This window comes from Kingella kingae, from assembly GCF_900475905.1.
Lineage (GTDB): Bacteria > Pseudomonadota > Gammaproteobacteria > Burkholderiales > Neisseriaceae > Kingella > Kingella kingae.
The window spans coordinates 674,828-698,459 of the sequence record NZ_LS483426.1 but is presented as its reverse complement, the minus strand read 5'-3'; the positions used below and the strand labels follow the sequence as shown (position 1 = coordinate 698,459).

Here is a 23,632-nt window from a genome sequence, read left to right as displayed (position 1 = left end):
TGATTATATTCATCAATAAATGCAAACTTTCGCAAGTTTACGTTAGCTATTCTATGCCTTTTTACAAGGTTTTTAAAGCAGCAAAAACACAAAAAAAGCAGCCTGCATTTTTTTATTGATGAAAAATGCAGGCTGCTTTGTGCGGTTACAACGTAGGTCGGCGGTCTTGACCTCGACACTCGTTATATTTCCGATTAAACCAATTCGCCCGTCAAAGAGAACGTACGCGCTTCGGTAATTTCCAATTCCACCATTTGATTGATTAAATCAGGCGTGCCATAGAAATTCACAACGCGATTGTTGGCGGTACGCGCTTGCAGTTGGTCAGGGTCTTTTTTGGATACGCCCTCCACCAAACAGCGTTGAATCGTGCCAAGCATAGACTGGTTAATCTGCGCTGTTTCGGCTTCAATCACTTCGTTCAAGGCTTCCAAACGACGCACTTTTTCTTCGTGTGGCGTGTCGTCTGGCAAATTCGCGGCTGGCGTACCAGGGCGCGGACTGTAAATAAACACGAAACTCAAATCAAACGCGATGTCTTTGACTAATTTCAATGTTTGTTCAAATTCGCGTTCTGTTTCCCCTGGGAAGCCGACAATAAAATCCGAACTCAAACACAAATCAGGGCGAATGGCGCGTAATTTGCGAATAATGGATTTGTATTCCAACGCCGTGTAACCGCGTTTCATCGCGCTCAACACGCGGTCAGAACCGCTTTGAATTGGCAAATGCAAATGCGAAACCAATTTCGGCAAATCGCGATAGCATTCAATAATCGCGTCCGAAAATTCGCGTGGGTGGCTAGTTGTGAAACGCATACGTTCAATGCCAGGGATTTCATGCACGATACGCAATAAAGTCGCAAAATCGCAAATTTCGCCGTTGTCCATTTCGCCGCGATAGGCGTTTACGTTTTGTCCTAACAGATTGATTTCTTTCACACCTTGTTGCGCCAAGTTCGCGATTTCCGTCAGCACATCATTGAGTGGGCGTGAAAATTCTTCGCCGCGTGTGTACGGCACAACGCAGAATGAGCAATATTTTGAACAGCCTTCCATAATGGAAATAAACGCACTGCCGCCTTCCACACGCGCTGGCGGCAAGTGGTCAAATTTTTCAATTTCGGGGAACGAAATATCCACTTGCGACAAGCCTGTGGTTTCTTTGTCCACAATCATTTTAGGCAAGCGGTGCAAAGTTTGCGGCCCGAAAACGACATCCACATACGGCGCACGTTCAATAATCGCCTCGCCCTCTTGCGAAGCCACGCAACCTGCCACGCCAATGATTAACTGCGGATTGTCTTTTTTCAAATGTTTCACGCGACCCAAATCAGAAAACACTTTTTCTTGTGCTTTTTCGCGCACCGAGCAAGTGTTAAACAAAATAATGTCTGCGCCTTCGGGTTCGGCAACTTGTTCAATACCGCCGTGTTCTTCGGCTAATACAGCGAGCATTTTTTCGCTGTCGTATTCGTTCATTTGGCAGCCAAAGGTGCGGATAAATACTTTTTTCATGGTTTGTGTTCTTTCAGGTAGCCCGTAATAGCGGGGCTGATGGTTAAAATAGTGCAGGCTGCTTGTTGTTGTCCAAAGCAGCCTGCAATGAGAAGACGCGCATTATACTGATTTTGCAATAGGAATTATAGTGAAATGAAATAAAAATAGGACAAGGCGACAACGACCGCCGTGTACATCTAGTACATAAGGGCGTTGGCAACGCTGTACTATTGCGACTTCATTTCACTATAAAATCATCATGGTCGTGATTGTTGTTGTAGCACAATAATTAGCCAAATACTTCGGAATGCGTATCCAAACGGTGCAATTCCAATAGCTCGCCGTTATCGCGATAAATCAGCACCAAATCAGGCTTAACGTGGCAATCGCGAAACCCAGCAAACTCGCCTTTAAGTGCATGGTCTCGGTATTTTTCGGGCAAGGTTAAACCGTTTTGCAAATAATACAACACGTCCACCAATTCTGCGGCTAAACCATGCTTTTTCAAATCTTTTTTGAATACGTTTGATGTTTTAAGCGTTTTCATCGGCTACTCTGGCAAGGGCTTGAATATCGGCAAAGGTTTCGCTGTTGCTGTCCATTTCAGCAATGGATTGTTTGAGCAACGCCACAGCTTGCGGTGTCATGCCGTTTGGCTCTGGGTAGTCAAATGAAAGCGGCAAAGTGTTCGTTGCCGCAGCTTGGGTTAAAAATAGCTTAAATGCTTGTGCTGGCGATAAACCAAAGCGTTCAATCACAGGAAAAGCACGGTCTCGCAATTCGGTGTCCAAGCGCATATTAAAGTTTACGGTAGGCATGATAATTCCTTTTTGCAGTACATTTGTAAGCAATAGTAAAACATTTTCTTTACTTTTTCAATTTGAGAATGAAGCTGTTGCCAAGATAAGAACAATTTAAATGTGAGATTTAAAGCACTATAAATTGCAGGCTGCTTTTTCGTATTCAAAAGCAGCCTGCACTTTGTTTATGCGCGATTATTTCGCGAAATATTTGCTTTCAATTTGCGTGTATTCGCCACTTTCGCGGACTTTTTTCAGCGCGGCATTCAGCATATCCAAAGTTTCTTGGTTGCCTTTTTTCACTGCAATACCGTAGTTTTCCACAGTAAAGTCAGGTACTTGAACCATGGTAAAGCCTTTGCTTTCGTTGTTTTTAACGTAGTTTGCTACCACCGCGCTGTCGCTAATACCTGCATCTACGCCGCTGCTTTCCACTTCTTTCAGCATCAAAGGCAGCGTTTTGAAGCGTGCGATGTTACCACTGGTTGCGCCAAAAATTTTCTGTGCAGCAAAGTCGCCTGTATGACCTGTTACCACGCCCACTTTGGATAGAGATTTTACATCATTGATATTTTGTACTTTTTTACCTGGTGTAACCAAAACCACTTGTGTGATTTGGTAATACGGCTCGGTAAAGTCCATCGTCATTTTACGCTCGTCTGTGATGGTTACGCCCGACATCACCACGTCCACATCGCCTTGCGACAACGCTGGGAACAAGCTATCCCACGGTTGATGTTGGAATTGCACTTGGAAATTGCCTGCTTTTGCCATCGCGTTCATCAAATCCACATCAAAGCCTTCGATATTTTGTTGCGCGTCCAACGATTCAAACGGCGCGAACTCGGCATTCATCGCCACGCGCAATACTTTGCCCGATGCTGGTGCAGAAGCGGTTGATGCGCTATTGGTGTCCGAAGCAGGTGCTGGCGCAGCAGTTTGATTGCCGCTGTTGCTGCCACCACAAGCGGTTAAAGAAAGTGCCACGCAAGATACGGCTGCGGCAAGCCATTTATTCGTTAAAATCATGAATCTAGTCCTATTTGGAAGTGGGAAAAAAGTGCATACTACACGCTACACGAAGCAGTCGCAATGTGCAGGCTGCTTTTTTATTTACTGCTCGCCAATTCGTCCAACGCTTGCTGTGCCAACGCGGCGATTTCTGCATTATCGGCTTGTGCAGCAGCGCGTTCATACCACAATTTTGCTTGGGCGATGTCTTGTGCTGTACCTTCGCCATCGTGATACAAAGTCGCCAAAATATATTGCGCTTCCACAAAACCCAGCTCGGCTTGTGCTTTAATCGTAGCAAAAGCAGCCTGCACATTGCCCGATTGCAAATCGCGATTTGCCGATTGCATGGCTTGGCGATAGGCATACACTTCGGCTTCGGTACGCGGCGTTTGCGCGTGCAGGCTGCTTGCTAAACACACGCTGGCGAGAAAAATTGCTATTTTTTTCATGATTTTTGTTCCTGTTGTTTTTTTAAGTTTGCGTCAGTGGTAAATAACCACCCGTTAAACATGCAACGCCAAATTATCGCGATGAATCAATTCATCTTCAAACGCAAAACCGAGTTTTTGGCTGATTTCATTGGCATGGCAACGCAAAATTTTCGCCGTTTCCGCGCTGCTGTAATTGGTTAAACCACGCGCGATTTCCTTGCCGTTTTCGTTTAGCACCGCAATCAATTCGCCACGATGAAAATGTCCGTTCACGCGCACGCAGCCGACTGGCAACAAGCTGCCGTTTTTCTCCAACAACGCTTTTTCTGCGCCCAAATCTACGTTCACGCTGCCTGCGATTTGAATATGCCCCAACAGCCATTGTTTACGCGCATTCACACGGCTAAATTCGCTGGTAAACAGTGTGCCAATGCTTTCGCCCGAACACAATCGCGCCAACACGTTTTCTTCGCGCCCAGAAGCCACCACCGTGCTTGCGCCACTCAAAGCCGCGCGTTTGGCTGCCAACACTTTGGTATACATACCGCCTGTGCCAACGCCTGTGCCTGCGCCGCCAGCCATGTTTTCCAATTCGGGGTGAGCGGCAGAAATTTCGCTGATGAATTGGGCTTGCGGATTTTTGCGCGGGTCGCTGTCATACAAACCACGTTGGTCGGTCAAAATGATGAGCGCGTCTGCGTCCACCAAATTGGTTACCAATGCACCCAGCGTGTCGTTATCGCCCAATTTGATTTCATCGGTGGTAACGGTGTCGTTTTCGTTGATGACAGGCACAATGCCTTGCGACAACAGAGTTTTGAGCGTGCTTCGTGCATTCAAATAGCGCGTGCGGTCGCTTAAATCTTCGTGGGTCAATAAAATTTGCGCGGTGTTGAGCTGGTGCGCGGAAAATGCGCGTTCGTAGGCTTGCGCGATACCCATTTGTCCAACCGCAGCAGCAGCCTGCAATTCGTTGATAGCGGTGGGGCGTTTTGCCCAGCCCAAGCGTTTAACGCCCTCGGCAATTGCACCGCTGGACACCAAAATCACGTCTGTGCCAGCGCGTTTGATGTGCGCGATTTGCGTTACCCAGTTGTTGAGCGCGGTTTGGTCAATGCCTTTGCCCTCGGCAGTGACCAAGCTAGAACCGACTTTGACCACCACCAATTTGGCGCAAGATAAGTTTTGTGTATTTGTCATCGCAAGCAGCCTGCAATTTGGTAAACGAAAGGGGCGGTTATATCATTTTTTGCGATGTGGCGAAAGTGCAGGCTGCTTTTTGATATTTTTTCCGTTAATAAACAAAGTCGGTTGGTTTGGGGCGATATTTTTTGCTTGCCACCGTTTACGTTTTCTGCTTTAATTCGCATCTTTCTTGGCCAGATAGCTCAGTCGGTAGAGCAACGGATTGAAAATCCGTGTGTCGGCGGTTCGATCCCGCCTCTGGCCACCAAATTTAAAAAAGCCCAAGCGATTTGCTTGGGCTTTTTGTTTTGCGCTATTCTTGCCGAATCTTTGCTAATTCTTTCAACGCGGCGGCGGCATCGGCGTTATCTTGTGCGACGGCGCGTTTCCACCATTTGGCGGCTTCATCGTAGTTTTGTGCTACGCCTTCGCCTTGTGCATACGATAAACCTAAATTGAATTGTCCATCGGCATCGCCCAATTCGGCGGCCTGGCGAAAATAGTGCGCGGCTTGTGTCCAATCTTGCGCTACGCCGTAGCCTTCTTGATACAGCAAACCTAAATTGACCATAGCATCGGGGTTGCCCAATTCGGCGGCTTGGGTGTAGTAATCGGCGGCTTTGGCATAATCGGCAGTAACGCCCAAACCGTCATCGTAAACCACGCCCAAGTTGTATAGGGCTTCGTCATCGCCTTGTTCGGCTGCCATGCGCCAGTATTCGGCGGCGCGTGGGTAGTTTTGTTCGCCCAACAAGCCTTCGGCATACAGGCGTGCCAAGTTGTTTTGTGCGTCTATGTCGCCTTGCTGGGCGGCTTTGTCGTACCAAAAAGCAGCCTGCACATAGTCTTGAGCCACGCCTACGCCATCTTCCAAGCATTCGGCATAGTTAAATTGGGCGGCAACGTCGCCTTGCTGGGCGGCTTTTTCATACCAAAAAGCAGCCTGCACTAAATTGGTTTTTACGCCCAATCCGTGTTCGAGCATAAAGGCGTATTGGTATTGCGCGTCTAAATCGCCCTGTTCGGCAAAACGGCGCAATACGGGGGCAGCGGCGGCGTAGTTGCCTTTGTCTATGTGAGCAAAGGCGGTGTCGAGTTGGAGTTGGTTTAGGTTCATGATGTAGTTTTCCAATGAAAATGAAAAAGCAGCCTGCAAGTCAAACCAAAAGTGCAGGCTGCTTTTGAATATTATTGATTACACGGTGTGCGGTTCAACTGACCATATCGCCCCACTACGGCTTGAATCGCGCTGGCATCTTGGTCGGTTACATTCATAAACAGCACATTCATGCGTGTTGAACTTTGCGCGTTGCCCTCGCCGCCGCCCTGCACGACTTGGCTGGTTGCTGCGTGTGGGAAATTGTTGAGCAAGCCTTTGATGCGATGATAGTCATCGGCAGGCATACTCACACGAGCGGAACAAGCACGATGCGCTGGGCGAGATTCAGCTGCGCCTTCGTTGGCGGTGTTGCGTGACGTAGTGCTGCTGGTCGTGCGTGGTGCAGGCGCAGAACGTGGCGCATTTGCAACAGGACGAGCCGTATTGGCACCGCCATTGCTCGGAATCGCCACTGCGCCCGTGCCTGTGTTGATGATGACTTGGCTGGGTTGTTGTGGCGCAGATTGGGGCGCAACCACCGCCGCAACAGGGGCTGGTTGATAGATTTTACGCGCTAGCATGCCTGCAAACACGATTAAATTTAAAGCGACAAGGGTAAAAAACAGCCATTTCATTGTTGGTTTATCCAGTTTAGCAATCCGAAAATCACAAGATTATCTACAATTTTGACGTTGTTGTCTAAAACAAAACGCTCGGGCAAGGCTTTGGCGACTTTGAGTGCGCCACCGCCTGTAATAATAATATCGACTTGGGTGTGGGTGCGTTGTTGCAAACGCGCGTGCATCATCATAATCGCGCCACAAATCGCATCGGTCATGCCTGTGGTAATCGCGTTGGAAGTGGTGGTGGGAAATTCGTAATACTCCCCTTCTGGGCGATTTAATTGGGCGGTACGGCGCAACAGCGATTCGCGCATCAAATAAAAGCCTGGCATGATACTGCCGCCCAAATAGTGATTGTTGTGCGTGAGCGCGTCCACCGTTACCGCTGTGCCACAGCTCACCACCACACAAGCGTTTTGCGTGAACTTGCGGCTGCCCAACACATTGAACCAGCGGTCTGCGCCATGTTCGTTTACATGACGATAGTGATTGCGAATGCCCAACGCTTGCTCCATTGACCCTAGCCATTGAATCGGCAAAGGCAAAGCAGCCTGCACTTGTTGCAGCTTTTCCGCATCGCACACCGCCGAACCAATAATGCGCGTATGCGGTTGGCTATGACGCTGCCAATCGTTCGCCAATGCGGTTAAATCGCGATAGTGGGCGGCATGAGTCTGCAAAATCTCGCCATTTTGTACCCATGCCCATTTGAGCCGACTATTGCCGCCGTCCAATAATAAATAGTGCGATTCCGTTGGCTGTGTTGGCACGGCGCATTGTTCTGGGCGGCGCAAACTAATTTCGCCGCTCACAATTTTTTGTTCGCCCGATTGGGTTTGCAAACGCAACGCGCCTGTGTCATCAATACCCAGCACGCGCCCTTGATGCTGCAACACGCCATCGTTGAGCAGCACCACATCTTGTTGTTGGTCGCGATGTGCCGCTTCATAAACAGCCTGCATCGGTGCAAAGCCTTGTTGTTCAAATTGCGGCAATAAATCGTTTAATTGTTGTACGACTTCGTTTAACACATCGTGCGCGGTTGGCTTGCTGGTGCAGGCTGCTTGGACGGCGGCGATTTGTTCGACATTGGGTGACGATAAAAAGTTGATGCCAATGCCAATCACCAAATGCGTTTGACCATTGTGGCGCACCGATTCCACCAAAATCCCACCCAATTTGTCCAAACCGATGACCAAATCGTTGGGCCATTTGATTTGCACTTCGCAGCCCAGTTTTGCCAACGCTTGCTGACACGCCAACGCCACCACCAATGTAACCGCACCCACTTGGCTTTGCGCTACCGACATCGTCCAACCCACGCTGAACATCAAACATTCGCCCACACGATGTTGCCACGTTCTGCCTTGTCGTCCACGCCCTGCACTTTGACGATGCGCCACCACCACTTTGCGATGAATTGACTCGCCATTTCGCGCAGCGTTGAGCAACACATCGTTGCTGGACGTGGTTTCGCGCAACACGGTCAGCGCAAATGGCGCAAGATTTGCCGCATCGTCCAACCAAGCCAATGGGCGCGAAAGCTGCCACACGCCATCTCGTTGGCGCAACAAAGGTTGCAAATGCGCTGGCACTTGCTGCCAAATGGAATTAAGTTGCTGCGGTACGCGCTCTATTGCCCGAGCCAATTCGGTAATATGATGAGCGCGTCCATCTGCCAAAAGGGTGAGTAAACGAAATGCAGGCATGGATACAAAGTAAACAAAAAGAAAAGCCACCATTTTACCCGAAATTTGAGTGCAGGCTGCTTTGTATAGTGGATTAAATTTAGATTAGGACAAGGCGACAACGACCGCCGTGTACATCTAGTACATAAGGGAGTTGGCAACACTGTACTAATCTAAATTTAATTCACTATATTTCCATCTCACTTATTCTTATTGCTTTTGGTTATAGCCACTAGCATCAATCAATCTTTGCACAAAATCCATGCTGACATATAATGCGCCATCTTTTTTATTGATATAAGGACACGCATCATGGCACGTTTAACCATTCACACCGTAGAAACCGCACCCGAAGCCGCTAAACCACGCGTAGAAGCCGCGTTGAAAAACAATGGCTTTTTGCCTAACCTGATTGGCGTGCTTGCCAATTCGCCCGAAGCTTTGGCGTTTTATCAAGAAGTGGGCAAATTGAACGGCAACACGACTTTGACTGCTGGCGAACGCGAAGTAGTACAAATCATCGCTGCCAAACGCAACGAATGCGGTTTTTGCGTGGCAGGTCATACCAAATTGGCAACGCTGAAAAAATTGTTGTCTGAAAACGCGATTGCAGCTTCTCGCGCCGTGAATCCAGCCGATTTTTACGATGCCAAATTGAGCGCGTTGGCAAACTTTACCGTTGCGGTAATGGAAAACAAAGGCGCGGTGTCGGACACAGAATTGGCGGCGTTTTTGAACGCGGGTTACACGCAACGACAATCGGTAGAAGTCGTGTTGGGTGTGGCATTGGCGACTTTGTGCAACTACACCAACAATTTGGCAAAAACCGAAATCAATCCTGAATTGATTGATTTTGCATGATTTAAATCGTACAGATAAATATTAAAGTGCAGGCTGCCTTTGGATAGTTTTCAAAAGCAGCCTGCACTTTTTTATTTGTTAGATAGACGTTACTCGCCTTGATTCAAATATCGCCCAATCTCCGCCGCATTGTCCAACACCATCGCGCCTGCATTTTGCATCGCCAACCAAGCAGCCTGCACCGTATCGGGCGCAATGCCACGACACGCAGCACGGTTCACAATCACGCGCCATTTGCCTGCCGCCAATAGCTGCAACACGGTCGCCTTGACGCAATAATCGGTTGCCAAGCCACCCACAATCAACACGCTGGCGTTTTGGGCGTGCAGCCATTCAATCAAGCCTGTGCTTAATCGCTCGGCAATGTCGTGGTAACACGCACCATAGGGGTGCAATTCGGGGTCTATGCCTTTCCATACGCAAAAATCGTATTCGATGCTACTGGGCAAACCGTCCAATAATTCAAAGCCACGGCTGCCAACTATGGCGTGCGATACCCATGTTTCGGGCGCGTTGGGCAAACCTGTTGGGCGAAGTTGTTCGGCGTGGCAAGCGCACAACCATTTGGCGCGGGGCGAATGCGCGTCTTTGCTCATGACGCGTAAATTTGCCAAAGCAGCCTGTGCGTTGAGTTCCCCCACAATTTCATCGCCGCCTTGCACAGGCAATTCATCGGGGCAAAGTGGCGTGAAGGTTTTTTGCGCGTCAATGTCTAGCGAAATAATCATGGCGATTCCGTTTAGTTAGTTTTGCCGCAAGCCACATCAAACAAGACTTTGGCTGGCGTGTTGGGTTGAATGGGCATCGGTGGCGTTTGCTGATGCGTGTAGCTGTGTTGCGCCAACACATTGCGTTTGACATCAAAAAAACTCATGCTCTGCAAGCGATAAGTTTGTTTGGCACACACCATTTCCCATTCGCCCACCGCGGTTTTGTAGTCTGGCGTGTTGATGAAGTTTTCTTTTTCCATATCGCGCACCACGGTTCGGCTGCGGATTTGAATAATGCCTTGCGTAACGTGCAGGCTGCCTGTGTCGTAGGACACTTCCATATTGCCGTTGCTGATTTTGCCCAATGATTGCCATTTGCCTTTTGCGTTAAGTAGTTGGCTAGTTTGTTGATTGGCTGGATTGGATTGCGATGATTGGGTCGTACCGCACGCGGTTAAAAACAATGCCAGCAGCACGCTGGTCGCACGAATAAAAGTCTGCATGAAAAAACCTTTGTGAACAAAACAAACGCAGATTGTGCCACGAAGCACACGATTTGTGCAGGCTGCTTTGCCGAAAACTGCTAAAATTCGCGTTTTCCCATTTTGTTGATGTAAAGGCGCACTTATGAATCCGATTCTACCCCCAGCCATGTTGGGCATTTTGGGCGGCGGACAGCTAGGCAGTATGTTTACGCTTGCCGCCAAAACCATGGGCTACCGCGTAACCGTGTTAGACCCAGACCCGAACGCCCCAGCCGCACGTTTTGCCGATAAACATTTGTGTGCGCCATTTGACGATGCCACCGCCTTGCAAGAATTGGCACAATGCGCTGCCGTTACCACCGAATTTGAAAACGTAAACGCCCAATCCATGCGCGATTTGGCGCAACACACCAATGTGTCGCCCAGTGGCGATTGCGTTGCCATTGCCCAAAATCGCATTGCCGAAAAAGCATGGATTCGCCAAGCAGGTTTGCAAACCGCACCGTATCAAGTCATCAACCAAGCCAGCGACATCACGCCCGACACGGCAAATTTGTTGCCTGCAATTTTAAAAACCGCCACATTGGGCTATGACGGCAAAGGACAAATTCGCGTGCAAACACTGGAACAAGTGCAGGCTGCTTTTACCACACACGGCAACGTCCCCTGCGTGTTGGAACACATGGTGGATTTACGCGCCGAAATTTCCGTTGTGGTTTGCCGATTAAATAACCAGCAAATCGCCACGTTTGACCCAGCCGAAAACCACCACGAAAACGGCATTTTGGCGTATTCCATTGTGCCAGCCCGTTTGCCCGAAGCCGTACAGCAGAAAGCCAAAGAAATGGCAATTCGCCTTGCCAACGAGCTGGATTACGTTGGCGTGTTGGCGGTAGAAATGTTTATTGTGGGCGATGAACAGCAAATTGTGGTGAACGAAATCGCACCACGTCCACACAACAGCGGTCATCACACGATTGACGCTTGCGCCAGCAGCCAATTCCAACAACAAGTGCGACTGATGTGCCACTTGCCACCAGCCACCACCGATTTGTTATCCCCTTGCACCATGGCAAATATTTTGGGCGATGTATGGGGCAGCGATGGCAGTGAGCCAAACTGGGCAAGCGTGCAACAACACACCCACGCACATTTGCATTTGTATGGCAAATTATCGGCAAGAGTCGGGCGCAAAATGGGGCATTTTACCGTGTTGGCGGACAGTGCCGATGCGGCGCATCAAACCGCGCAACGTTTGCATGGTGAATTAAAAAAATAATCGTATCAATAAAGTGCAGGCTGCTTTTGAATACGAAAAAGCAGCCTGCACTTTTTATAAACATATTATTTCATCAACATCGGAAACAACGATTTAAGCCCTGCCACCACAATTTCCACTGCCACCGCTGCCAGCAGCATACCCATCACCCGATTCAAAATTGTCAAACCCGTTTCGCCCAACAATTTGCTAATTTTATTCGCCGCCAGCAACGAAATCAGGCAAATCAACGAAATCACCGCGCCTGCAATAATCACCAAAGCCTTGTCCAGCAGCGTGTTGGCAGAAGACGTATAAATCACCACCGTCGAAATGCCGCCCGGCCCAATCATCATTGGAATCGCAATCGGCACAACAGAAGTCGAAACCAATTTGGTGTGATCGATTTTTTGGATACTGATTTCATGGTATTCGCCGTCGCCAATGGTCGGTTTTGCCATATTGTCGCCACTACTCATCATCGATATCGCAATCAAAAATACCAAAATGCCGCCACCCACTTGGAACGCGCCTGTGCTGATGCCAAACAGCTTCAAAATAAAATTGCCCGACAGCGCGAACACGGCAATGGTAACGAACAGCGTAAAAGACGCAATTTGCGCCACTTTGCGGCGTTCGGCTTTGTCGTATTGCTTGGTCAAATCCAAATACACGGGCAACGCGCTAAACGGGTTAATCAACACCATAAAAGCGAGAATGATTTTGGCGATTTCAATTTGTAGCTGCATACGACTTCTCCTATATGTGTAAAAAAACATTGTAACACGAAGTAAATAAAGAAAAAGCAGCCTGCACATTTGGAGCGCAAAATGTGCAGGCTGCTTTTTATTATTGTATAGATTGTTTTGACTGGGGCGATTACATACCCGCAGCCATCACTTCATCAAAGCTAACGGTTTTTTCGGTTACTTTGGCTTTGCTCAACACAAAGTCCACCACATTGGCTTCAACCGCCAAATTGGTTACGCCAGCCAAGCGAGATGGGTCAGCAAAATACCAATCAATCACTTCTTGTGGATCTTCGTAGCTATCGGCAAACTCGGCTACCAAAGTTTTGATTTGCTCTTCGGTGGCTTTCAAATTGTTTTGCTCAATAATCACAGGCAACAACAAGCCCAAAGCCACGCGCTCTTCGGCACGTTCGATAAACATATCCGCAGGCAAATTGAAGCTAGCCGTGTCCAAACCTTGTTGCGCGAAGTTTTGTTTCATTTCTTCTGCCAAACGTTGCGCTTCGTCTTTCACAAAAGTTTGTGGCAAGGCAAACGAATGCGCTTCACGCAAGGCTTTCATCACCGCATCGGTGTTTTGTGCAGCCACGCGGCGTTTTACTTCGCGACCTACGTTTTTCTTCACTTCTTCGCGCATTTTTGCTACATCGCCATCGGCAATGCCCAATGCTTTGGCAAATTGCTCGTCCACTTCTGGCAATTCAGCCGCTGCAACATTGTGAACCGTAATCGTGAATACTGCCGTTTTACCAGCTACATCTTTGCCATGGTAGTCTGCTGGGAAGCTCACTTCCACGTCTTTGCTTTCGCCTTCTTTCAAGCCCAACACGCCATTTTCAAATTCTGGCAACATTTGACCTTGACCCAACACGAAAGGATAGTTTTTAGACGAACCGCCATCAAACGCCACACCATCAATTTTGCCTTCAAAATCAATAATCACGCGGTCGCCGTTTTGCGCTTCACGTTCTACGCGGTTGTAGCGAGTGCGTTGTTTACGCAAGATTTCAATCGTGTTGTCTACTTCTTTGTCGCCCACTTCGGCAACGGCTTTTTCAATTTCCAAAGCAGACAAATCGGCAACTTGAATGTCTGGATAGGTTTCGTAAACAAAAACCACTTGAAATTCGTCTGATTTTTCTTGATTTTCAACAGGTTCAATGCCTGTTACTGCTGCGATACGCAAGTTTTGTTCTTGCGCTACTTTGTTGAATTGCGCTTGTGCCAAATCATTCAACACATCGTTTTGAATGCTCGCGCCATACATAGACGCAATCATTTTCAACGGTGCTTTACCTGGACGGAAGCCATCTACACGGGCGCGACGTTGCGTTTGTTTCAATTTTTTATCGGTTTCTGCGTTGATGTCCAACCAAGACAAAGATACGGTTACTTTGCGTTCCAAAGATTCTGTTGCGCTCATTTGAATTTCCTAATGTAAAAAAGGGTTACAATAACAAAGCTGGATATAGTAACATAAAATTATCGCTTTTGCACTTTCGCTGATGTGCAGGCTGCTTTTTGCATATAATGATGGCTATCTGATTGAAATTGAGATTTAAAGTTTATGTTGAGTTATCGTCATGCGTTTCATGCAGGCAATCATGCCGATGTGTTGAAACATTTTATTTTGTATGCGGTGTTGGATTATTTTAATCAAAAAGACAAAGCATATTGGTATATAGACACGCACAGCGGTGCAGGTTTATACGATTTACACGGCGAACAAGCGCAAAAAGTTGGCGAATTTGCAGACGGCATTGCCAAATTGCAGGCTGCTGACAATTTGTCTGCGCCCGTGCAGGATTTTGTGGACACGCTGCAACGCATTTTGCCTGCGGAACATTTGTATGCAGGCTCGCCTTGGTGGGCGCAAAGTTTGCTGCGCGAGGCGGATAAGCTGCGTTTGTTTGAATTGCACCCTGCGGATTTTGGACATTTGACGCAAAATATGCGCGAAGCCAAATTGGGACGGCGTGGCATCATCAAACAAGAAGACGGCTTTGCAGGTTTGTTGAGTTTGTTGCCGCCGATTACGCGCCGTGCGATGGTATTGATTGACCCGCCTTACGAGCAAAAACAAGATTATGCGCGAGTGGTGCAAACGCTCAAAGACGCGCTCAAACGCTTTGAGCAGGGCTGTTATATGGTGTGGTATCCATGTTTGAGCCGCGCCGAGAGTGTGGAATTGCCCAAAAAATTGAAAAAATTGTCGCGCAATTATGTGCAGGCTGCTTTGCACGTTCACACGCCACGCGCCGATGGTTTTGGTATGCACGGCAGCGGTATATTTATCATCAATCCGCCGTATGTGTTGCCCGATTTATTGCGCGATGTGTTGCCCGAATTGACGCGTTTGTTGGCGCAAGATAGCGGCGCGAAGTTTGAGTTGGATTATTGTATTGCGTAGGAATGGGGTTTGCATGATAAAAGCAGCCTGCACTTTTTTTGTTTGATGAAAAGTGCAGGCTGCTTTGTTTATATAGACAAAATACGATGTGTGATTTTGTTCATAAAATCAACATAGTCATTATAAATTAAATCGTTACCAAAAGACAAATTGCTGGGGCTGGGCTGCATAATAAGCTGTTGATTTTGGTGCAGTTGCAAATATTGCTGCACATAATCGTCCTTGGTGGCAGGTTGTTGAATGTTGGGCAAATCCAATACGCATAGCAAAGTTTTAGCAGGCGTGTGCGCCCATGCCTGATTATCCTGAGACAAAACCACATATTTTTGAATATGATGGGCGTTAAACTGTTCCCATTTATCAAATTGCCCCGATTTTTTGTAATAGGGCAACGTTTTGGGAATAACCATGATTTGAAAATACGGAATGCGTTGGCTTTGAATATTAGCCGTTTCGCCCAACATATTTTCAAAATAATTATTGGCATTTTGCGCGTAGTTTTGCATGACAAATTTCACGCCAATGCCTGCAATCGCCTGTTGATTTTTGTACACCACAATATCCACATTTTTGTTGATGTATCGCCCTGCAATTTGTCCTTCTTTATCGTTGCCGTGTCCAAGCGATTGTATGCGATAAGACTCGCCCAGCCGTGCGCTTAAATCTTGGGCGATTGCCCCGTGCAATACTTTGAGCTTGGCATTACTGCGCGAATGCGTATTCAAAAAAACGACAAACGATTGGGTTAAACATTGTATAAATTCGGCATTATTCATGATAACGATTTCTTAAAATAGACTATTTGGGCACGAAATGGGTAAGGCAAATCCTTTAATTTGCTTGCTAGACAGTGATTTATATCCGCCTGACATATCTTTGCCAGTCAATCGCGCATAGTGGAAAAACTCTGGCGAGCGCAAGGCATTTTCGGCAATTTCCCAATCGTGTGCAGGCTGCTTTTGCGTGATAAAAATACCCGAATAAACCAACACATTTTTGGGCAATCTAAATAACGTAATGCAATCATAAAACAAGGTGCTAACCACAATTTTTTCGCTGTGCGAAGTTTGCAAACCTTGACTGCGACCAAATTCAAACCATTGTACATTTTTGTCTATATCGCGTTCGGACAGCGTTTGTTTGTGGTGCAACAAATACGCATAAGCCAACGGAAATTGTTGCGCAAAATCGGCTTCGGTATAAGCCACATAACGCCCATTGCATAAATAATACGGAAAAACAACGTGTTCTATATCTTCTGGCAAACCTTTGTAGCGTGAGCCTTTCACAATCGGGCGCAAAATCGCATTTTCTATGTTAAACCCATTGAATTGACTGTGTGTTTCATCAATAGGCGTGGCTTTGGCAATAAAAATTTTGTCGCGCAATGTGGCAAAACCATATTGCACGTTGAATAAATCGCCCAGTTGTGTGCCAGTTTGCAAGCGTTGCAGAAATTGCGCGTTTTCGCTGCTGGCAAGTGTCCATTTTTTGGGATTAAGCTGATGAAAAGCAATGCGATTAACCGTTACACATTTGCCGTCTTGGTATTCTAGATAGGCAAAATCGCTTTGCTGGTGTTGCTTATCAAAAATGCTGATGGCGGTGTAGGTAGAAAAGCCTTCAAATAATTTGTTAGATTTGAAATCGTACAAAGCGATGAGATAACCTTGCTGCTGCAAAAATTGGCGAAAGGCTTGATAAGACGTGTTGTGCAGAAAACTATTGGGCGTGATAAACCCCAATTTGCCTTTTGGATTGAGCATGGCAAACGCCATTTCAAAAAAGGCAAGATACATATCGGTTGTGCCGTGCGTAAAGCGAAACTGCTGTTTCAAACGCGCTCGCATGGCTTCGTCTAAACGATGTAGGCGAATATAGGGCGGATTGCCCACAACCCAATCAAAATAGCCCACATAATCACGATAAAAATCCAGCGTGTTTTGATTGTGAATGCGCCACGCAATGTTGGGCAACCCCAATTCTTGTTGCACAATGTGATTTAAGCGCGTGATGCAATCGGCATAAGCAACGGGGTCTAGCTCCACGCCCACAATATATTGCGCCAATTCGGCTGCAATTTGTTCGTTGGACTGTTGTTCGGCTTTGGCTGCGGCAATGTAGCGCGACACCATTTCGCTCAAAAATGCACCATTGCCGCAAGCAGGTTCAAGTACGTAGCGGCGCAAAATAGAGCAGCCTGCATAATGGCAGGCATCTAAAATTTCATTCACAATCCAAGCTGGCGTGATAACTTGTCCTAGTTGTTTGCTTTTATTCATTTTACTCTCAAAAGCAGCCTGCACTTTTTGTTTAACCCAAAATGCAGGCTGCTTTTTTATTGTTTCACTAAATTAACCATGCAACGCACGTTTATCTGCTGCCAATGCCGCTTCGTGCAACACTTCCGACAGCGTTGGGTGGGCGTGAACAATGCGCGCAATGTCTTCGCTGCTGGCTTTAAATTCCATTGCTGCAACCGCTTCGGCAACCAATTCACTCACCATCGGGCCAATCATGTGCACGCCCAAAATGCGGTCGGTTTTCGCGCAAGCCAGCACTTTAACCGTGCCTTTGGCTTTGCCCAAGCCCAATGCGCGACCGTTTGCGCCAAAGCCCGATGTGCCTTTTTTGTATTCCACGCCCTCGGCTTTGAGCTGCTCTTCGGTTTTGCCTACCCATGCGATTTCTGGGTCGGTGTAAATCACCCAAGGAATGCAGTTGAAATCCAAATGCGGTTTTTGTCCTGCAATGCGTTCGGCAACCGCCGCGCCTTCATCGCTGGCTTTGTGTGCCAACATCGGGCCGCGCACCACGTCGCCAATCGCCCAAACGTTTGGCAAATTGGTTTGGCAATGCTCGTTCACTGCGATGAAGCCACGCTCGTCCACCGTTAAACCCACTTTGTCTGCGCCCAAACCTTGTGTGTTGGGGACGCGACCAATCGCCACAATCAATTTGTCGTACACATCGGTGCGTTTTTCGCCGTTTACTTCATATTCCACGCGCACACCATTGGCTTCGTTTTGAATTTGTTGAATTTTTACGCTCAATTCAATCGCGATACCTTGTTCTTTGGTAAAGTATTTGAACGCTTCTTTGGCGATTTGCTGGTCGGCAGCCGCCATAAAGGTTGGCGCGGCTTCCAAAATGGTTACGTCTGCGCCCACGCGCTTCCACACCGAACCCATTTCCAAACCAATCACGCCCGAACCAATCACGCCCAATTTGGCTGGAACTTCGGTCAAATTCAACGCGCCTTCGTTGTCCAACACGTTCACGTTATCCACTTGCACCAACGGCAAAGGACGCGGCACAGAACCTGTTGCCACAATCACGTGTTTGGCTTCTACCACGCTTTGTTCCGCGCCATTGCTGATTTGGATTTGCCACAAATCGCCGTTTTTGCCCACAAAAGAACCCGTACCAAACAGGCTTTCTACTTTGTTTTTTTGAAACAGAAATTTAATACCGCCCGTTAGTTTTGTCACAATCGCATCTTTGCGCTCAATCATTTTGGCGGCGTCAAAGTGCAGGCTGCTTGCGCTGATACCGTGTTCAGCAAAATCGTGTTGCGCCGCGTGGAAGTGTTCGGACGATTGCAACAAAGCTTTGGACGGAATGCAACCCACATTCAAGCAAGTGCCGCCCAGCGCAGGCGCGTTGCCCACTTTGTTTACGCCAGCGTCAATACACGCGGTTTTAAAACCCAGTTGTGCGGCACGAATCGCAGCAATATAACCGCCTGGCCCTGCACCGATGACTACTACGTCAAATTGAGACATGATGATTTCCTTTGTGTTTGTTTGACTTATTTACATTAAGCAATATACGCTTACTGCAAGTAGAATATTTTAATCTATAATGCACCGCTTGAACACACGAAACCGAAAGGAAACAATCATGAAAATTACAAGTCGCTGGGTAGATGGACGCTGCTTTATCGCCAGCAACGAATTGGGCAACAGCGTCGTGATGGAAGGCGCAGCAGACGACAGCGCAACACGCCGTGGTGCAAGTCCTATGGAAATGTTGTTGATGGGCGTGGCAGGCTGTTCCAGTATTGACGTGGTGGACATCGCGCGCAAGCAACGCCAAAAAGTAACCGATTGCATCACAACGGTTAGCGCAGAACGTGCCGACAGCATTCCCAAAGTGTTTACCAAAATCCACATTCATTTCAAAGTGCTGGGACACGATTTGAAAGAAAACAGCATTGCCAAAGCGGTGCAGTTGTCGGCAGAAAAATACTGCTCGGCTTCTATTATGCTGGGCAAAGCGACGGAAATTACCCACAGTTTTGAAGTGGGCGCGGCGGCGGAATAAGCTATATAACAATGTGCAGCAATGCGGTCATTTAAAATCTAAAAAGGAGAGCCAAATGATAAATATCAAACCTTTCGCTTTACTCTGTTTACTGCTACCGTGCATCGTGCAGGCTGCTAAGCCCGATTTATTGCTGGCGCAAGAATACCAAGGACAAAATATTCAAGGCTGGGCGATGAGCGAAAAGCTAGATGGCGTGCGCGCCTATTGGGATGGAAAACAACTCATCAGCCGACAAGGCAATGTGTTTACGCCGCCTGCTGGTTTTACGCACAACTTCCCACCATTTGCATTGGACGGTGAACTGTATATCGGACGCGGACAATTTGAAGCCGTGTCTGCCGCCGTTCGCAGCGCAGGACATTCGTGGCAAGGCATCAAGTTGCATGTTTTTGATGTACCTTCTGCACAAGGCACGCTGTATCAACGCTTGGACAAAGCCAAACAACACTTGGCAAAATATCCACAAGCGCGATTTGTTGTCATACCACAAATTGTGGTCAAAGACGAAGCACACGCTCGTCAATTTTTGCGCGAAATTGAAGCCAAAGGCGGCGAAGGCGTGATGCTGCGCAACCCCAATACACCGTATCGCGGCGGACGCAGCGCACAGTTGCTCAAACTCAAAACCGCGCACGATGCCGAATGCGTGGTAACTCAACACCACGAGGGCAAAGGCAAATATGCAGGGCTACTGGGCGCGTTATCGTGCAAAAATGATAGAGGTGAATTTCGTATTGGCTCTGGTTTTAAAGATGCCGACCGTCGCCAGCCGCCCAAAATCGGCAGCACCATTACTTATAAATATCGTGGGTTTACCAACAAAGGCGCGCCGCGATTTGCTACGTTTTTGCGCGTGAGAAGCGACAAATAGAAAAAGAACTTGGTTTACAAAAAACCAATCCCTTGAATTTATTGGTCTGAGTGAGAGGATTCGAACCTTAGAACCTGTATTCACAAACAACTATTTGATAAATTTTAATATTTGTGAAATATACCCTAGTTTAACAAAATTTTCAGCAGATAAATTCGTCTGCTCAAAATCTTTTGCTAAACGTCGAGACCAACCTAACCATGCAAACGTTCGTTCTACAATCCAACGTTTGGGCAGAATATGCCAAGAAATATCTTGAATTCTCTTTGAAATCTCAACAGTTAAACCCAATTGCTCTGATACTTCACGCTCAAATGTATTCCGATAACCTGCGTCTGCACAGAAACCTTTTAAACTCGGATAGGTCTCAAACGCTTTTTTTGCTACAAAAATACCTGCTTTGCTTGTTTTTGATGGATTAAACGTTTTTTTGAACCAATGCCAAAAGAATTCTATCCCATAAGCCTGATTGATTGGCTCTGCGATAGAAACTCCATACGGTTGAATAAGGTGGAAAATCATTGGGCAGCATACGCCACTGGCAACCTGTTTTGGTCATGTACAAAACGGCATTCACTAATTGACGTTTATCCCATTTGTAGTGGCGTAGCTGGTTAAAATATGGCTCAATCGCTTGCCATTGGGCATCTGTTAAGTCTGTTGGGTAGGATTTTCTAGTCATAAAGATATTTTATCATTTTTGTGAATACAGGTTCTAACTTTTCAGCAGCGATTGATTAAGCAATTTCGCAATCTTATCACCTTCAAATTGTGTTTGAAAAACAACATTTACATCGCGGCTAATTTCGCTAAACAATGCCTGCGCGTGCGCGATTTTTTTCACTTCTTCTTGACGTAAAGAATCGTTGTCTTGGACATTTTTCGTTTCTAAAATCAAGTTTAGCGTTTCGCCTAAATCAGTTTTCACAATATAGGCGAAATCGGGCGAATAACTACTGCCGCCTGCAACAGGTATTTTGATTGAGTTTTTCGGGATTTTGGTAAAGACCACCACTTCTCGAACCTGCTTATCAATCATGTTTTCCTGCTCTAATGCGCTATCATAAAACACACTTTCAAACAAAAATTCCGCCAACGGATTATGTTCATTATCAAATTGCGTACCCAAATCAGCCGCATTGATTTCCGCCAATGGTTGTCCTTTTGCATTGGTAAACTTGGTTGGGTGAATACTGCCATTAACACGGTTGTAACCAATTTCAAAAGCATTAAATGAGTTTAACAACAGCCAGCGGTCAAAGCCTGCCTGAATTTTGGTAATTGTTTGTTCATTCAGATACTTGGTTATATCCAATGTATTGCGCACCGCAACAAATGCTTGGTGCAAAGTAGAGCGTTGAATCAAGGCAACTTGCGATAATTTCAATAAAAACGCTGGATAATCCATCGTATTGATTGACTCAAACGTTTCATCATGCAAACCATCAATTTGCGTTACCGTTAAACGGCTATTTTCTACACGAATTTCATTTTGAATCGTGCGAATACCTGTTGGCGTAAATTTATCGGTATTTTCGCGCAAAAACTGGGTAAACAGTTTTAAAAACTCGATTTCATTGCCAATTTTGTATTGCAACAAAGCTTTTTGGTTAATGGTTTCCCATAATACTTTTAATTCATCATATTTGCCCTCGCGCATTTTGACTTTGGTCGCTTTATCGCCTGAACGCGTGATTTTGCCGTTTTTCAGGCTGCCTGCACTTTCAAAGGCTTTCGGGAATAATTTTCTGGTTTGGGCAAAACCATTTTCTAAAAATACATCATCGTCATCGGTTAAATCCGCTAATTTATTGCGAATGCTCTTTTTGCTTTCATCGGGATAAACAGTCCGAATTTTCTCAATCAATTCATCTGTTAAAGCAATAAATTCAATTGGTTTCACAACCGCATTATTCACTTCATCGGTCAATTTTTTGACAAAATCCGTTTCGCTATTATCCACAAAATAATTCAAGAAAAACTCATGGTCTTTTACGCGTGCCATGTATTCATTCACAGGCAACCGCAAGCCACGCCCTACTTCCTGTAATTTATTGGTTTCAGAACCACTTGAACGCAATTTGCAAATCTGAAACACATTTGGATTATCCCAACCCTCACGCAACGTCCATTTGGAAAACACAAAACGGCGCGGATTGTCCAACGATAATAACTTTTCTTTATCGTGCAGAATTTCATTTACTTCCTGCTCGATTTTTTCGTCTTTGTCGCTGTTATCGCGTGAAAAATAACCGCCATGCGTTTTGGAAATATCGTTTAATGCCGTTTGCCAATATTGACGTAAAAATTCATCGTTTTCGGTTTTTAGACAGCTTTCCAATTCCGCTTTAACCATTTGTTCAAACAGCGTTTTCAGGCTGCCTGAAAGTTGATTTTGTTCATCACGATAGCCAGCAATATCATCAATGAAAAACAGCGTAAGCGGTTTAATCCGTCCGCCATTGCGTGTGAGTAATTGTTTTTCCAAAATAAAATGTTGTCTTACCGCTTGACGCATCATTTTATCTCGCACCGTATCGCTGTATGAATACGGATTGATGGTGTCGCCTTTTTTCAGCTCCATGCCATTACTCAACACCAGCGTAGTTTTATTCATTTCCGACACAAACAAATCGTTAATGGCTTGATGAATACGGCTTAAATTATCGCCTTTGCTTAATTTAAATTCTTGTTTATTTAAAACAAAAGTTGCCTCTTTGCAGTCCAAATCCAACAATTTAATCCGCTCGCCATTGTCGCCGTCAATCTGTTCGGTAAAGGCGCGAATGCCTTTGACCAAATCATCATTAAACGCATCAACGGCGGTTAGGCGATACAGTAAATTTTCAAATTGATTATTGAAAGTCGCGCCATAACGCAAAATAAATTGGGCATTGAATTTCAATAAATTTTTCCAAGTCTTTTTGCCTTGGGGAAGTTTATGCGGTTCGTCCACAATCACAAACGGCTTCACCGCCGCCAACGCCTCAAACGGCACATGATATTTGTCCTTAATCAGACGACTGCCATCATTGCCCTTGTCTTTGCCAGCCATTGTGTCGGAGTTAATCATACCTGCGTTAATCAGCAAAACATGGATTTTCTGCGTATCGTCTGTTTCCACGAAACGCACGATTTCAGATGGCATAGATGATTTTTTCGCTTTGGATTTTTGGCTTTCCACCACATACAATTTAATTTCCGTTTCGCCATAAAGCCCTGCAAAATCCTTGCGAAAATGCTCGACAAGCGTGGGACTTTGCAGAAAATTTTTCGTGCCTGCCTTAATAGAAAGGGTCGGCACAACCACAATAAACTTGAAAATACCCAACACACGGTTCAATTCAAACATGGTTTTGGTGTAAGTATAGGTTTTGCCCGTACCCGTTTCCATGGTAATATCAAGCACATTGCTACCTGAAAGCGCAATATCGCTTACGCCGTTAATTTGCTGGATTTTTTGCAAATTATCGGCTTTCAGGCTACCTGAAAACACGATTTCGGGATTTTCATCACGGCTACCATTTTTTAAATACACGCGGTCAAACACGCTCAAAACCGATTCAATCGCTCGCTTTTGGTGGGGTAAATTTTTTTCGTAAGTAAAACCAGCCATT

At 46.4% G+C, this 23,632-nt stretch carries 24 protein-coding genes and 1 tRNA gene; 6 read left to right on the top strand and 19 right to left on the bottom strand.

The features are described from left to right. Positions 1–194: 194 nt before the first annotated feature. The 6 genes from miaB to proB all read right to left on the bottom strand — a co-directional run bounded on the left by miaB (position 195) and on the right by proB (position 4,944). Complete coding sequence (gene miaB / locus DQN52_RS03805; protein ID WP_003785131.1) at positions 195–1,517, bottom strand: tRNA (N6-isopentenyl adenosine(37)-C2)-methylthiotransferase MiaB; 1,323 nt, start codon at positions 1,515–1,517, stop codon at positions 195–197. 271 nt (positions 1,518–1,788) lie between these two features. Continuing rightward, positions 1,789–2,046, bottom strand: a complete 258-nt coding sequence (locus tag DQN52_RS03800) for a type II toxin-antitoxin system YafQ family toxin (protein WP_003785127.1) — start codon at positions 2,044–2,046, stop codon at positions 1,789–1,791. Next, positions 2,033–2,317: a type II toxin-antitoxin system RelB/DinJ family antitoxin gene (locus tag DQN52_RS03795; RefSeq protein ID WP_003785126.1), complete on the bottom strand. Its 285-nt coding sequence runs from the start codon at positions 2,315–2,317 to the stop codon at positions 2,033–2,035. Before DQN52_RS03795 ends, DQN52_RS03800 begins: the two co-directional genes overlap by 14 nt. Before the next feature lie 177 nt (positions 2,318–2,494). Beyond that, the gene (locus DQN52_RS03790; protein WP_162129779.1) at positions 2,495–3,325 is read right to left on the bottom strand and encodes a basic amino acid ABC transporter substrate-binding protein; all 831 of its coding nucleotides are present in this window, start codon (positions 3,323–3,325) and stop codon (positions 2,495–2,497) included. 83 nt (positions 3,326–3,408) lie between these two features. Next, positions 3,409–3,762 carry an SEL1-like repeat protein gene (locus tag DQN52_RS03785; protein WP_003785123.1) on the bottom strand — a complete coding sequence of 118 codons (354 nt, stop codon included), beginning with the start codon at positions 3,760–3,762 and terminating at the stop codon, positions 3,409–3,411. Between the two features lie 54 nt (positions 3,763–3,816). Next, complete coding sequence (proB, locus tag DQN52_RS03780) at positions 3,817–4,944, bottom strand: glutamate 5-kinase (protein ID WP_003785122.1); 1,128 nt, start codon at positions 4,942–4,944, stop codon at positions 3,817–3,819. Between the two features lie 177 nt (positions 4,945–5,121). On the opposite strand from proB, the gene DQN52_RS03775 reads away from it, so the two are divergent. Next, a tRNA-Phe gene (locus tag DQN52_RS03775) sits at positions 5,122–5,197 on the top strand. A 45-nt stretch (positions 5,198–5,242) separates the two neighbouring features. On the opposite strand, the gene DQN52_RS03770 is transcribed toward DQN52_RS03775, so the two are convergent. The 3 genes from DQN52_RS03770 to DQN52_RS03760 form a co-directional block, all read right to left on the bottom strand. Continuing rightward, positions 5,243–6,046 carry a tetratricopeptide repeat protein gene (locus DQN52_RS03770; protein WP_003785120.1) on the bottom strand — a complete coding sequence of 268 codons (804 nt, stop codon included), beginning with the start codon at positions 6,044–6,046 and terminating at the stop codon, positions 5,243–5,245. Positions 6,047–6,117: 71 nt separating this feature from the next. Beyond that, on the bottom strand, positions 6,118–6,663 hold the full coding sequence (locus DQN52_RS03765; RefSeq protein ID WP_003785119.1) for a hypothetical protein: 546 nt from the start codon (positions 6,661–6,663) through the stop codon (positions 6,118–6,120). Next, a complete protein-coding gene (locus DQN52_RS03760) occupies positions 6,660–8,393 on the bottom strand; it encodes a biotin--[acetyl-CoA-carboxylase] ligase (RefSeq protein WP_003785118.1) in 1,734 nt (577 codons plus the stop codon). Before DQN52_RS03760 ends, DQN52_RS03765 begins: the two co-directional genes overlap by 4 nt. Positions 8,394–8,651: 258 nt before the next feature. Between DQN52_RS03760 and DQN52_RS03755 the strand changes: the two genes are divergently transcribed. After that, complete coding sequence (locus DQN52_RS03755) at positions 8,652–9,200, top strand: carboxymuconolactone decarboxylase family protein (RefSeq protein ID WP_003785117.1); 549 nt, start codon at positions 8,652–8,654, stop codon at positions 9,198–9,200. A gap of 89 nt (positions 9,201–9,289) precedes the next feature. Here DQN52_RS03755 and DQN52_RS03750 read toward each other — a convergent pair whose 3' ends face one another. Both DQN52_RS03750 and DQN52_RS03745 read right to left on the bottom strand, forming a co-directional pair. Then, on the bottom strand, positions 9,290–9,928 hold the full coding sequence (locus DQN52_RS03750; protein ID WP_003785116.1) for an isochorismatase family protein: 639 nt from the start codon (positions 9,926–9,928) through the stop codon (positions 9,290–9,292). 11 nt (positions 9,929–9,939) lie between these two features. Then, positions 9,940–10,413, bottom strand: a complete 474-nt coding sequence (locus DQN52_RS03745) for a surface-adhesin E family protein (protein ID WP_019389810.1) — start codon at positions 10,411–10,413, stop codon at positions 9,940–9,942. A 124-nt stretch (positions 10,414–10,537) separates the two neighbouring features. On the opposite strand from DQN52_RS03745, the gene DQN52_RS03740 reads away from it, so the two are divergent. Next, the gene (locus tag DQN52_RS03740; protein WP_003785114.1) at positions 10,538–11,674 is read left to right on the top strand and encodes a 5-(carboxyamino)imidazole ribonucleotide synthase; all 1,137 of its coding nucleotides are present in this window, start codon (positions 10,538–10,540) and stop codon (positions 11,672–11,674) included. Positions 11,675–11,739: 65 nt separating this feature from the next. On the opposite strand, the gene DQN52_RS03735 is transcribed toward DQN52_RS03740, so the two are convergent. Further along, the gene (locus tag DQN52_RS03735; protein ID WP_003785111.1) at positions 11,740–12,402 is read right to left on the bottom strand and encodes a MarC family protein; all 663 of its coding nucleotides are present in this window, start codon (positions 12,400–12,402) and stop codon (positions 11,740–11,742) included. A gap of 130 nt (positions 12,403–12,532) precedes the next feature. After that, a complete protein-coding gene (tig, locus tag DQN52_RS03730; protein WP_003785106.1) occupies positions 12,533–13,828 on the bottom strand; it encodes a trigger factor in 1,296 nt (431 codons plus the stop codon). 144 nt (positions 13,829–13,972) lie between these two features. On the opposite strand from tig, the gene DQN52_RS03725 reads away from it, so the two are divergent. Further along, a complete protein-coding gene (locus DQN52_RS03725; RefSeq protein ID WP_003785103.1) occupies positions 13,973–14,815 on the top strand; it encodes a 23S rRNA (adenine(2030)-N(6))-methyltransferase RlmJ in 843 nt (280 codons plus the stop codon). A gap of 68 nt (positions 14,816–14,883) precedes the next feature. Here DQN52_RS03725 and DQN52_RS03720 read toward each other — a convergent pair whose 3' ends face one another. The 3 genes from DQN52_RS03720 to lpdA form a co-directional block, all read right to left on the bottom strand. Then, a complete protein-coding gene (locus tag DQN52_RS03720; RefSeq protein ID WP_003785100.1) occupies positions 14,884–15,591 on the bottom strand; it encodes a hypothetical protein in 708 nt (235 codons plus the stop codon). Positions 15,592–15,603: 12 nt separating this feature from the next. Continuing rightward, entirely contained in the window at positions 15,604–17,097 is a 1,494-nt protein-coding gene (locus DQN52_RS03715; RefSeq protein ID WP_032827572.1) for an HsdM family class I SAM-dependent methyltransferase, read from the bottom strand. Between the two features lie 72 nt (positions 17,098–17,169). Continuing rightward, positions 17,170–18,600 (bottom strand): dihydrolipoyl dehydrogenase, encoded by a 1,431-nt coding sequence (gene lpdA, locus DQN52_RS03710; protein WP_003785098.1) that lies wholly within the window; start codon positions 18,598–18,600, stop codon positions 17,170–17,172. Positions 18,601–18,718: 118 nt separating this feature from the next. On the opposite strand from lpdA, the gene DQN52_RS03705 reads away from it, so the two are divergent. Both DQN52_RS03705 and DQN52_RS03700 read left to right on the top strand, forming a co-directional pair. After that, entirely contained in the window at positions 18,719–19,141 is a 423-nt protein-coding gene (locus DQN52_RS03705; protein ID WP_003785097.1) for an OsmC family protein, read from the top strand. Positions 19,142–19,196: 55 nt separating this feature from the next. Continuing rightward, positions 19,197–20,015, top strand: a complete 819-nt coding sequence (locus DQN52_RS03700) for a DNA ligase (protein ID WP_003785096.1) — start codon at positions 19,197–19,199, stop codon at positions 20,013–20,015. Between the two features lie 90 nt (positions 20,016–20,105). Here the strand turns inward: DQN52_RS03700 and DQN52_RS03695 are convergent, their stop codons facing one another. From DQN52_RS03695 to DQN52_RS03685, 3 genes are read right to left on the bottom strand one after another with little or no spacing between them, the layout of a single operon-like run. Next, a complete protein-coding gene (locus tag DQN52_RS03695; protein ID WP_111694396.1) occupies positions 20,106–20,537 on the bottom strand; it encodes a transposase in 432 nt (143 codons plus the stop codon). Next, positions 20,434–20,697 (bottom strand): transposase, encoded by a 264-nt coding sequence (locus tag DQN52_RS11115; protein ID WP_071461654.1) that lies wholly within the window; start codon positions 20,695–20,697, stop codon positions 20,434–20,436. Before DQN52_RS11115 ends, DQN52_RS03695 begins: the two co-directional genes overlap by 104 nt. 33 nt (positions 20,698–20,730) lie before the next feature. Further along, positions 20,731–23,631: a type III restriction-modification system endonuclease gene (locus tag DQN52_RS03685; RefSeq protein ID WP_003785095.1), complete on the bottom strand. Its 2,901-nt coding sequence runs from the start codon at positions 23,629–23,631 to the stop codon at positions 20,731–20,733. Position 23,632 lies beyond the last annotated feature (1 nt).

Bases quoted from the DNA above. Each gene is read 5' to 3' on its own strand.
- DQN52_RS03735 (WP_003785111.1), bottom strand. From the start codon at position 12,402: ATGCAGCTACAAATTGAAATCGCCAAAATCATTCTCGCTTTTATGGTG.
- proB (WP_003785122.1), bottom strand. From the start codon at position 4,944: ATGACAAATACACAAAACTTATCTTGCGCCAAATTGGTGGTGGTCAAA.
- DQN52_RS03800 (WP_003785127.1), bottom strand. From the start codon at position 2,046: ATGAAAACGCTTAAAACATCAAACGTATTCAAAAAAGATTTGAAAAAG.
- DQN52_RS03705 (WP_003785097.1), top strand. From the start codon at position 18,719: ATGAAAATTACAAGTCGCTGGGTAGATGGACGCTGCTTTATCGCCAGC.
- DQN52_RS03785 (WP_003785123.1), bottom strand. From the start codon at position 3,762: ATGAAAAAAATAGCAATTTTTCTCGCCAGCGTGTGTTTAGCAAGCAGC.
- miaB (WP_003785131.1), bottom strand. From the start codon at position 1,517: ATGAAAAAAGTATTTATCCGCACCTTTGGCTGCCAAATGAACGAATAC.
- lpdA (WP_003785098.1), bottom strand. From the start codon at position 18,600: ATGTCTCAATTTGACGTAGTAGTCATCGGTGCAGGGCCAGGCGGTTAT.
- DQN52_RS03700 (WP_003785096.1), top strand. From the start codon at position 19,197: ATGATAAATATCAAACCTTTCGCTTTACTCTGTTTACTGCTACCGTGC.
- DQN52_RS03795 (WP_003785126.1), bottom strand. From the start codon at position 2,317: ATGCCTACCGTAAACTTTAATATGCGCTTGGACACCGAATTGCGAGAC.
- DQN52_RS03715 (WP_032827572.1), bottom strand. From the start codon at position 17,097: ATGAATAAAAGCAAACAACTAGGACAAGTTATCACGCCAGCTTGGATT.
- DQN52_RS03760 (WP_003785118.1), bottom strand. From the start codon at position 8,393: ATGGTGGCTTTTCTTTTTGTTTACTTTGTATCCATGCCTGCATTTCGT.
- DQN52_RS03750 (WP_003785116.1), bottom strand. From the start codon at position 9,928: ATGATTATTTCGCTAGACATTGACGCGCAAAAAACCTTCACGCCACTT.
- DQN52_RS03740 (WP_003785114.1), top strand. From the start codon at position 10,538: ATGAATCCGATTCTACCCCCAGCCATGTTGGGCATTTTGGGCGGCGGA.
- DQN52_RS11115 (WP_071461654.1), bottom strand. From the start codon at position 20,697: ATGACTAGAAAATCCTACCCAACAGACTTAACAGATGCCCAATGGCAA.
- DQN52_RS03770 (WP_003785120.1), bottom strand. From the start codon at position 6,046: ATGAACCTAAACCAACTCCAACTCGACACCGCCTTTGCTCACATAGAC.
- tig (WP_003785106.1), bottom strand. From the start codon at position 13,828: ATGAGCGCAACAGAATCTTTGGAACGCAAAGTAACCGTATCTTTGTCT.
- DQN52_RS03745 (WP_019389810.1), bottom strand. From the start codon at position 10,413: ATGCAGACTTTTATTCGTGCGACCAGCGTGCTGCTGGCATTGTTTTTA.
- DQN52_RS03695 (WP_111694396.1), bottom strand. From the start codon at position 20,537: ATGATTTTCCACCTTATTCAACCGTATGGAGTTTCTATCGCAGAGCCA.
- DQN52_RS03685 (WP_003785095.1), bottom strand. From the start codon at position 23,631: ATGGCTGGTTTTACTTACGAAAAAAATTTACCCCACCAAAAGCGAGCG.
- DQN52_RS03755 (WP_003785117.1), top strand. From the start codon at position 8,652: ATGGCACGTTTAACCATTCACACCGTAGAAACCGCACCCGAAGCCGCT.
- DQN52_RS03720 (WP_003785100.1), bottom strand. From the start codon at position 15,591: ATGAATAATGCCGAATTTATACAATGTTTAACCCAATCGTTTGTCGTT.
- DQN52_RS03765 (WP_003785119.1), bottom strand. From the start codon at position 6,663: ATGAAATGGCTGTTTTTTACCCTTGTCGCTTTAAATTTAATCGTGTTT.
- DQN52_RS03725 (WP_003785103.1), top strand. From the start codon at position 13,973: ATGTTGAGTTATCGTCATGCGTTTCATGCAGGCAATCATGCCGATGTG.